The organism is Bacillus sp. C30 (genome assembly GCF_040838255.1).
Lineage (GTDB): Bacteria > Bacillota > Bacilli > Bacillales > Bacillaceae_G > Bacillus_A > Bacillus_A mycoides.
The window spans coordinates 1-10,226 of the sequence record NZ_JBFPJH010000112.1 but is presented as its reverse complement, the minus strand read 5'-3'; the positions used below and the strand labels follow the sequence as shown (position 1 = coordinate 10,226).

At 34.1% G+C, this 10,226-nt stretch carries 4 protein-coding genes and 6 pseudogenes; 3 read left to right on the top strand and 7 right to left on the bottom strand.

The features are described from left to right. Positions 1 to 107: pseudogene (locus tag AB3X49_RS12625) on the top strand (IS5/IS1182 family transposase); the annotation flags it as partial. Here AB3X49_RS12625 and AB3X49_RS12620 read toward each other — a convergent pair. After that, a pseudogene (locus tag AB3X49_RS12620) lies at positions 104 to 293 on the bottom strand (hypothetical protein). The pseudogenes AB3X49_RS12625 and AB3X49_RS12620 overlap by 4 nt on opposite strands. Positions 294 to 407: 114 nt before the next feature. On the opposite strand from AB3X49_RS12620, the gene AB3X49_RS12615 reads away from it, so the two are divergent. After that, positions 408 to 560, top strand: coding sequence for a ribbon-helix-helix domain-containing protein (locus AB3X49_RS12615; protein WP_367962435.1), 153 nt, complete (start codon positions 408 to 410; stop codon positions 558 to 560). Between the two features lie 214 nt (positions 561 to 774). Here AB3X49_RS12615 and AB3X49_RS12610 read toward each other — a convergent pair. The 6 genes and pseudogenes from AB3X49_RS12610 to AB3X49_RS12585 all read right to left on the bottom strand — a co-directional run bounded on the left by AB3X49_RS12610 (position 775) and on the right by AB3X49_RS12585 (position 8,901). Further along, positions 775 to 1,436, bottom strand: a pseudogene (locus AB3X49_RS12610) (restriction endonuclease). Further along, positions 1,429 to 2,406, bottom strand: coding sequence for a DUF3991 domain-containing protein (locus AB3X49_RS12605; RefSeq protein ID WP_367962432.1), 978 nt, complete (start codon positions 2,404 to 2,406; stop codon positions 1,429 to 1,431). The pseudogene AB3X49_RS12610 and the gene AB3X49_RS12605 overlap by 8 nt, the downstream one beginning before the upstream one ends. A gap of 87 nt (positions 2,407 to 2,493) precedes the next feature. Continuing rightward, a pseudogene (locus AB3X49_RS12600) lies at positions 2,494 to 5,152 on the bottom strand (type IA DNA topoisomerase). A gap of 15 nt (positions 5,153 to 5,167) precedes the next feature. Next, complete coding sequence (locus AB3X49_RS12595; RefSeq protein WP_367962437.1) at positions 5,168 to 5,311, bottom strand: hypothetical protein; 144 nt, start codon at positions 5,309 to 5,311, stop codon at positions 5,168 to 5,170. 85 nt (positions 5,312 to 5,396) lie between these two features. After that, a pseudogene (locus AB3X49_RS12590) lies at positions 5,397 to 5,816 on the bottom strand (hypothetical protein); the annotation flags it as partial. Between the two features lie 145 nt (positions 5,817 to 5,961). Further along, positions 5,962 to 8,901, bottom strand: a pseudogene (locus AB3X49_RS12585) (LPD25 domain-containing protein). Between the two features lie 76 nt (positions 8,902 to 8,977). Here AB3X49_RS12585 and AB3X49_RS12580 point away from each other — a divergent pair. After that, positions 8,978 to 9,946: a Replicase RepFR55 gene (locus AB3X49_RS12580; protein WP_367962429.1), complete on the top strand. Its 969-nt coding sequence runs from the start codon at positions 8,978 to 8,980 to the stop codon at positions 9,944 to 9,946. Positions 9,947 to 10,226 lie beyond the last annotated feature (280 nt).

Below are 10,226 nucleotides of genomic sequence, written 5' to 3'. Positions count from 1 at the left end.
GGTTGGAAAATTACCGCAGACTATGGAAGAACTGTGAACGAACACTTGAAAATAGCAGACAGAGTTGCTTATTGGCAGGCGTGGCGATTTTATTAAAAAGATTTTAGACAGGTTCTAAGAACAAGGTTGTTTCATTATGTTCATTGGTATGCACATTAAACTTTTTTTCCGGTAGCTTCTAATGCACTAAAAAGCATTCTTTTATATCCAAGATCCATAAAATCTACACTTATTTGACCATGATTCATAATAAATTGAAGATCAGCCATCATCTTTTTAACTTTCCGTTCCATGTAATAACCTCCTCAATATAATTATATAACTTATATGACTATTCTATTACTCATTTTTCCAGTTGTTAATATAAGTTATATAACTTATATTTTTTTTATAGAGGAGGTTGTAATATGGCTGTTAATAAAGACAAATACACTCAAATTTTAGTTACTTTTACAAAAGAACAAGTAGAACAAATAGAAAATTATTGGCATGAAAATAAGATTAAGAATCGAAATGAAGCAATTCGTCAGATTGTAGACAAAGGGTTAAGTCGTAAATAATGGCTACCCTTTTTATTCCCCCTAAAATACCTAAAAACGCATTTAAATCCCCTTTCTCCCTTTACATGCGTTTTTATAACAAATACGACTTAATATATTAATAACCCCATAAAAACTCCATACAACTAAATCTGAAGGGTCATTTTTTTGTTAAACTGATTTTTTTCATGTATTCTATAAACAAATGAAAAAAGAGCCGGATTTTCATCACAGCTCATGTATTAATTGGTTCTGTATGTGTACATGTGGGATATTGTGAACAGCCAAAAAACTTATTTCCTGTTTTATTTGAATTACGAACGACTAAATCATGTTTACATGTTGGACATTTCCGTTCTGCAGGTTTTACCCCTTGATACACATCTTCAGCCGAATATTCGGGATTGATTTTATTAATCAATTTCTGAAGTTCTACACGATCTATTAGTTTTACATGACAAGCTTCCGCTAATTCCTTTGCTTGTCTTGTATATACACTGTTTGTTACAACCCAGCCCTCATGTGCTTTGTAATAGGCTGTGCTGCATATATCTCTTGTACAGCACTGATGCCAACTCTATTTTTCATCCCATAACGTTTCGCCTGGATTACAATACGATTTTTCCCCTTCAATACCAGATCCGCTCCGAAATCATTTGACTGCTTTGTGACTGTTGGAGAATAGCCCAACTCTCAAAAGAGAGCTTTTAGGTATACTTCGAATTGATGGCCGTCCATTTTATCTATATAACGAATACCAGACTTAGCCATTCGCTTTAATATTCTTTGCTCCTGGAACTTCTGGTACATAAATTTACAAATACGAAAAAGAACATAAAGGATAAAACCATACATCAAAATTTGTAATATGTTTGGCATTTCTGGTAGATTAGACACTTCGCTCCACCTCTTTAATTGGATTTATTTTCTTTGGTTGTGTGGTTTCTTTTATCTGTTGCTCACTCACTTGTTTCTTCCGGACATCGTTCCAATCTTTTTCATTCGTTGGCATCTCCTCTTTAAAATCTACAAAGCATTTCATTGTCTGAATGAAGTCTTTTCCAGCCTTATCATTATCAACTGCCATTATGACCTCTTTAATATCGTGCCCTTCTTTTTTTGCATCCATTAAAGATTGAATCACTGTTTTGGACTTCAATCCATGCATAGAAACCAGGCGAGCGTTTTGGATATTATTTTGTTTAATGCTCCAATGAGATAACATGTCGATTGGATCTTCATAAAAATAAATCTTATCCGGTTTACCTACATCAACCATAAAACCGGCATTGATTTTTTCATAATTCGGGACAATTTGCTTAAAGCTTCCCCTTTTATTCTCCATTTTGACCGTACCTTGACGGTTCATTCCAATTACTTGCCCTTTGCCTCCCTCTTCCCTCCATTTGAACACCACATTATTTTTCTTATCCTGGACGATGAGATCCTTTTTAATCAGCCAGTGTACTAAACGAGGATCAATTTTCCGTTCATGAATTAGATATTCTTTAATCTCTGTTTGCTTATTTACTTCCAGGTGTTTGGGATAACTAAAAGGCTGCTGCTCTTTTTTGCGATCCTCTTCAGCTTTTGAACGATCGAATTCTTTGTAGTCCCCCTTCTGAATGTCCATCACAGCTTGTGGGAATGTCATATCATAGTACATCATGGCAAAGCTAATCGCTCCATATCCTTTTTCCCCTCGACTATTCCAGGCGTATTGATTCCCTTTAATGATGAGACTGTCATGCTCCGCATGGCGATAATAGTTTCCCTCTTTCTTAAACGTTTCTCCTTTTGCTTCCAGATATGAAATCAAGTCAACTTTTCTTGCTTTCATCGCATCCTCCGTACTGACACGTGCCATTACGGAATCCCCCCCCTTTATTCTATAAAATGAAATAAAAAAGAGGACTATTCCGTTTCTTAGTCCTCTTTTACATGCATTCAATTTTTATTTGCCGAATAAGAATTTTAATCGCTTCTCCTGTACGCTGTATGATAAACGAGCGTCAAACTTCTTCCCGTTTTTGTTCGAGATAAACCCTTTGATCTGATCCGTTACATTCTTTTCTAATAACTTTTCCACATGGTTACTACTTAGATTTTTACCAGAGAATGTACCAAAAATAATAAAGTCACAGCCTTTTTTGTATTTCTCACATAAGTAGTTACTTTTCCCTACAAAAACCCTACTCTTACACAATGGACATTTACCAATGGTACGATCTTCGGTCGTTGGAAAACGGAATTTCAAACTTCCGTCCGCTTCCATATAGATAGCTGTTGTAAATTCTCCCTTTTCTCCTTGAAAGCCGTTGATAAAATCCGTTGTTTTATACTGAATTAACTTTTTCATCTGATTACCAGGGATTGCTTTCCCTTTCATCTTGGCTGGTAACATAAAATCACATCCATTTTTATGCTCCGTGCATCCATAAAATGTTTTACGATGAAGCATATCCCCTTTTTTTACATTTTGGACATTTACCAAATGACAGCTCCTCTTGTGTTGGGAACTGAAATTTCACTTTCCCTTCAGGTAACACGAGATAAGCGGAAAACTCCTTCTCATTGGACTTAAATCCTTTTAAAAGATCTGTTTTTTTATCCTTAAAAAGCTTTTTTGCTTGCGCTTCCGGAATCTCTTTTTCTTTATTTTTTTTCGGTAAGGAGATTTCACATTCCGGATAATTACTGCAACCATAGAAATTACCTTTATGAAGGATTTTTCCTTTTCTACAAGGACATTTGCACACCTCAATCTGTTGATTCCAGGTATTAATAATGCTATCTGACACCTTATCATCCATTGCACCTAATTGTTCCACTGTATCTTTTACAAACGTATTTGTTTTCTCTACAAATTCCTCATATTTCATTTCTTTCTTTTCAATCATGTAAATCATCCCTTCCATTTCAGCCGTATAAGCTGGATTTTTGACTGCATCTACCGGAAAAGCATCTATAAAAGTACGACCAATAGGTGTCGTTCGAATTTGATTATTGGTGACATCAATATAGCTACGGTCTAACAGTTTCGGAATAAATGTTTCTTCCGTTGCGACTGTCCCAATCCGCTTTCCTTTCATGAGTTCCTTCAAATGTTCATCATCTAATTTACGTCCTGCTGTCTCCATAAAGGTTAAAATAGAGCTTTCAGTATGAAAGGCTGGTTTCTTTGTTTGAGACTCAATCAGGTCATACTGAACGATTCTGAAAGAATCTCCTTCTCGTAAAATAGGTATCTGAAATGCTTCAACTGAACCCTCTTCTATATCCTCTTGAAACACACTTAAAAACCCTTTCTCTTGTAGGATCTTTTCTTTTGTACTGTAGGTGTTTGCCTCTTGATCTATAAAATGTACTTCCCTTACCAGGTAGATTGCTGGTTTCATAAAATTCCCGATAAATCGTTTTACAATTAAGTCATATAACTGTTTTTCTAATAAATTTCGGTTGGTTCCGGCATATAATTTTGTTGTTGGAATGATGGCAAAGTGACTACTGACTAATTCATCATTAAATGTAGTGTGTTTTTTTGTAATAGACGATGGGATTACTTGTTGTACGAGACTTGCATAGGAGCTTTTTTCTAATGCTCCCATTACTTCTTTCACTCGTTCCACTTGTTCCGTAGGTAAGTGCCTGGATGAAGAACGAGGATAAGTAATAAAACCTTCTTCATACAAAATCTGAATATGTTTTTTTGCTGTTTCTGCATTTATCTTCATCTTGGCGTGAGCATCTTTGTAGATATCCGTTAAGTTATATAATAATTTCGTTTTCTTTTTTCTAGTACTTTCTTTGAATTCCGTTACGATTAGATTCGTTTCTTTTAAGCTATCTCCAAGCTTTTGTAATGGGGATGGATCTATTAGTTGTTCTTCTGTTTTCATCACCGGTGATAAACCATTTTCTGTTAATAGCTTTATATTATAGTAGGTTTGTTCTTTATAATTTTGTATAGCGATTTCCCTTTGACTGATTTCATTCAAGAGACACATTTGAACACGACCGGAAGCCAATAAGAATTGGTTTCTTGCCAATTTCGATGTACAACCCCTCGTAACATTAATTACTAGAATATAGTCCAGGTATTGCCTTGCTTTAGCGGATTGAGCAAGCCCGTCATAATCTTTTAATGGTTCCAATCGATTCAATGCTCCCTCTAATTCTGCGGCCTCATAAGATGATTTATATACACGAGACTGCTTCTTATTTACCCCCGCGTACTCGTACACCTCTCTATAGATTAATTCTCCTTCTCGATCAGCGTCACAAATGTTGACCACGTGGTCAACGTCATGACGCTGCAACAGTTTAACAAGTGTTTGTAGTTGCTCAGCATATTCTTGAATTACTTTATAAACTGGCTGATAAATTAAAGGTAAATGCTCAAATTTAAACACTTTATACTTCGAATCCATCTCTTCTGGATGTTTTAACTCTAATAAATGCCCTCGGCACCAACTAATAATCTAATTCTGATTTTCATAGTAGCCATAATACGGCATACTTCCCGAATTCTTTTGTGAGTTTCTAAATCTAGGTGATTTTAATAATTCAACAGCTACCTTCTGTTTTTCAGCAATAAACAATGTTTTCTCCATACGAAGTACCTCCTATTAATCTGCAATTTCAGTTTTACGCTTCCATTTCTTATTCCTACGTTTTTTTATCATTCTGTGCCCAAATAATAACAATGTGTTCAAAAAGACAGCTACAAGGAACATACAGCCCGCAAACAGCCATACATTCATGACATTCATGACATTCACTCCTTTCTTTCTATTAATAAGAAAGAGGGCTTTTAAATTTGCCCTCTTGTGTAGAAATAATAAAATTATTTAGTAATTAATTAACATATGAAAAGGCTATTGCTGAACCAGTCAACTCAATGTAGGGTATTTCATTTGCTTTAGCTTGTCGGCAATACTCTTTAATAAGTGTTTCTCCTTCTTCAACACTTAAATGCTTATAGAATTTACTGTTTGTATCATCAATAAAAAACTTAATAACTTCAACATTCTCAAATAGGGGATTATTATCAATTTCAATAATTAATTTCCCCTCTTGCAAATCAATTTTTACAGAAAGATATTCAGTTACGCCACCGATACTATCCTCTTCAAAATCAAATGTGTTAAATTTAATATCTACGCCAAATCCATAATCTGACTTTGTATTATTATAGGTAAAACCATGCCAATTAAAATCGTAATAGTACGCAATTTTATTATTTTGTTTTTTATTCTCTTCTATATATGCTGCATATTTTTCAAAAAATGTGTTTTTATGATCCGTCAATTTAATCACCCCAATTTATTTTTTAACAACTATTCATAAAAAAAATCACTTTCCGTTTTCTCAATTGAGTAACAAAAAATGATTTAATCTGGTTTTCCGTTTATAAAGTTTTTCATCGTTCCATTTCCATTGTTTCTTTTTTTCTACTTGATTTCTTTGTAGCCTTTGACTGGTCTACATTACCTAAAGTAATAGGATCTGACTCCTTGTCTTTTTCTTTACCATTCGTTTGTTTTCCGTTTAATGGCTGAAATTTTTTATCTACATCCATTTCCTTTGAAGTTGTAGACTGATTCACCGTTATTCCTTCTTTCCCAAGCTTCTCATTCACCTGGTTCTCTAATTTCACAACGTGTTCCTGGCTTACCAGCTCATTATCAATCGAAACATACTTTGTTGTATAATATCGCTCTTCAGCTTTTACACGAGTGACAATACTATCAATATCATCTGGTGTTTCTTCATATTGTGAACGTCTGTACGCTTCAAATTTTCGGCTTAAATCCTTATCTAACATAGTTGGCTCCTTTTCTTTTAAAGGCTGAATTTGTTGATCTAGAGAAGCAATAGGTGCATATCCATCCTTCTTCTTTTCTTTATACAGTTCCACTTCTTTTTCATTAAATGAGTGATCTTTTTGTTCCTCCGCTTTATCAACTAAGAGTCCATACCGTTCATCTTTTACGATTTCATCTAGACTCATATTTGCATCCTTTTCATGAATGACAAATGATAAATTTCCTCTTCCATCAAAAATAGAATTTTGAACTTTTTCATATAAATCTGGCTTCAAAATATTATCCAAATAGACATTTTCTCGTTTCCCGTTCTTTTCCATTAGGGAAACATATAAATCTTCCGGATCTGTTTTATCTTGATTCCATACAGATAAATAATTTATATCTTTCGTAACGGCATCCATCATATGGATTCGTGCAACCTCTTCATCTTGCATACCGTTTGCTAGCACCTCAATTGTAACTAAATGGTTGGGTATCTCTTTCGAATTTTCTAATGGATTTTCTTGTTCTTTTTCCATCGGTATTTCTTTGTTATTTCTATGATTCACTACCTCATCTCGTAACGCTTGTTTCACTTCATCCGATAGATACCTTTTCTCGTTTAATACTTGTTCATACGGTGTCTTGTAGTCCCCATCTCCCATATTCATACGATCCATACTCACAAGCTCCATTCTCCCAAAATCCCTATCAACTTCTTTTGGAATGGCAATATGATAACGAGCTTGATCGTAAGGGATGGTTTGACCTCTTTCTTTAGCTTCTTTTCTTGCTTTTTCAATACTTGAAATGACTTTAGCCATTTTTTCATTGGCTTCTCCAAATGGAATCAGTTGATTATTCTTAAAAGTTTCGTTGTCGCTCCATTGAACTAGCATAGTTGGTCGATTAATTTCATTCTGATTTAGTGCTACATACTTTTCTTGATTCGCTTCGTTAAATGCATCAATAAATTCTTTATCACTCAATTTCCCTGCACCTTCTACAGGTTCAAACGCTCGATTTCTATCTGCTTGTTCCCTTAACTCTGTAACGGAAACAAGCTCTTGTGTCGTGTTACTTAAACTCATATATTCGACCAACAAAATATTTTTTTCATTCTGTTTTTCATTTCTAGTTGTCATAATATCGTTATGTGATTCTGAAATTGAATGATTGATCTGATTCACCGTTTGATTTATAGCATTATTAAAATCAAAATTCTGATGATAATCTTGTATACGCCCATTAATACACTCTACTTTCATATTTTCTAGCTGATTTGAAGTAACTTTCGCAATAGGAGTTTTTAACACCTCTTTCTTTCGCAATTCAGGGTGATCATAACCATCATCTTCAAGGAAAAAGTCCAGTTTTTTTGTAATTTTATCTATACTTTCTTTTTCTGTATCAGTCCCCTATTGATTAACAATTGCATGCATTTCCCCTACAGTTAATCGCATATTAGGATGAATCCCTTCAATTATCCGTCCATCTTCTGATAATTGAATTTCGTAGTTTTCCCATTGTCTTTTGAAATTTAATCCTAACTTTTCATTAATATTGCGCTGTGCATTTTGTTGAATCCCTGTTAAAATTTCAAAATTGTCTTTTTCATGTTCGGACACTTGTTTCGACATATGATCTACCCCTTTTTCATTAATTTTTTCTTTTTCTAATGTATTTTCAATTGTTTCAATAAATTCAATCGACGTTTCATGTACTTCTTTCAATAATTTCGTTTTATCTTTCATTTCTTTTCCTTGTGTCCAGCTCGCTAAATAGCCTAAGGAATATTCGCTTGTATCAATCCCAAAATAAGAAGAAACGGCATAAGCTGTCATTTCTGCTTGAAACTCTTTTTCTGGTGCTGTGTAATACATATGCGTCTCTGCTGTATGAAGTTTGGCGTGTGCCAATTCATGAAGTAAGGTTTTTATATTTTGCAATTCACTGTTTCGTGGATTCAAGGCGACTTCTTTTGTTAAGGTGTAACTTACACCCTTTGAAACACCCAACTCTGCTTTTGGTGCAATAATTTTTACACCGTTCTTTTCCGCAATGGCTTCCATTCCTCTGTACAAGCTCTTGTAATCTGTTACACTTCCTTCTAGCAAACGATTCGGAAATATACGAGGGAGATCTTCCGCTTTTGCGTTCGTTTGGGACACATCAAACACATGACCGACAGCAAAATATAAGCGACCAGGTATCACTTCTACACTTTTAGATTCGATTTGTTTTTTCTCTTCCTCACTTGCTTTAGTTACTGTTTTCCAAGTGCCTTCTTTGTCTTTGAATTTTGCTATAGTTCTGTTTGGAACAAGGATTTTAATTCCTTTCTCACCCTTCTTAACCGGAAATCCTTTTTCTTTCCAAAAAGAAAAGGAACCCACTGCCCTGGCTCCCTCGAATTGACTCTGTATTAATGAAATATTAGATGGTGAATAGTGATAAAACTTTGCCATAAACGATAAATAATCTTTCAAATCTCCTGGTGTACGAAAATAACCTTCTATACTTTTTTCCATCTTTTTTGTTAAAGCTTGCACCGCTTCTTTCTTTTCTTCCGGAGATTTCGTTTGATACTTTTTCTATTTGTGGTGGGAAAATTAGGAGGCTTTTTCTGTGTTATTGCACAACTTTTTACTTAGTCGAGCAAAATCGGAACTAAGTCCCCACATCAATCACCTATCAAAGAAAACCGGGGCTATTAATCAATCAATTAAGAAAGTTACTACTTACATTGATAATATTGTCCTAGAATATGAAGGTGTTACTACGAAGGATTACCTCACAAAACGTAAATATGAAGCTTTAGAAACAATTTTATCGTACCTAGTACAAGAAGGATATTCCCAAGTAAAGCAAGGTCATATTAGCAAAAAATCAGGTATTTCAAAACCTGTCATTAACTACGTGTTAACATGGCTGCAAGATCTGGGAGTATGCCAACAAATTAAAGTGCGAAGACACGGTAAGATTGCCCCTTCAATTTACATCTTAACCATACATAACAACTATTTAAAAATTATTGAATACTTCAAGATAAAATGGGCTGTAGCAATTGATGTGTGCTCTACTTTTACTGAATTTATAAGTGAAAAATTCTTTAAGAAAACTCTTGTGGCCAATCACGAAGACATAAAGAATGATATACAAGTCTCGTCTAATTCTGTAGATATTTTCAGCGTAAACAAACAAGAAAAATCTAATACGGATTGTAAATTAAAAGAAAAGAATAACAGATTACAAGATTTAGACGACTATCTTAGTGAGGATCAGAAAAAGGCTTATTACTACATTTTAAGTCAAGAACTAAATCACCTTAGTGAAAAGGATGCATACACAATTGCTTTAAGGATGCCACCTTATATCGACCGCTATGCTAGATGGGATTTTGAAGAATGTGTGCAATGGTTTCAATACAATGAAGCTCAAAATAGCAATCCCGCGCATTTTATAAAAATGTTTGGACAAAAATCTAAACAAAACTGGGAACGAAGAAATCAGAACGCAATAGAAAAGAAATCCCTACATGGTACAAATAAAAAAAGAGAATTTGTTTTCTATAATTTCTTAGAAGAGAGTAATTAATTTTTAAAAAATCATACTAGTATCTAGCCTTGCTTAAAAAGATCAAATATAGCAAGGCTATTTGTCGTATCTTCTTACAAAAAGTCATAAACTTGTTGTTTTTCGACACAAGAAACTTCAAAATACAAATCATTTTATAGAACCTTTCTATGAAGTTCTGGGCAATTTACGTATACAATTAACCATAATTTATTTATGGTTAATTCATCATTAACTATCAAATTTAATTTGAAATTTACTAAGAGAAAATCCTGAATATCTTGCCAGAGTAGGTTTAAAG

What these genes read in the sequence shown, in the direction of transcription:
- AB3X49_RS12615 (WP_367962435.1), top strand. Translation starts at nt 408, where the DNA reads ATGGCTGTTAATAAAGACAAATACACTCAAATTTTAGTTACTTTTACA.
- AB3X49_RS12605 (WP_367962432.1), bottom strand. Translation starts at nt 2,406, where the DNA reads ATGGCACGTGTCAGTACGGAGGATGCGATGAAAGCAAGAAAAGTTGAC.
- AB3X49_RS12595 (WP_367962437.1), bottom strand. Translation starts at nt 5,311, where the DNA reads ATGAATGTCATGAATGTATGGCTGTTTGCGGGCTGTATGTTCCTTGTA.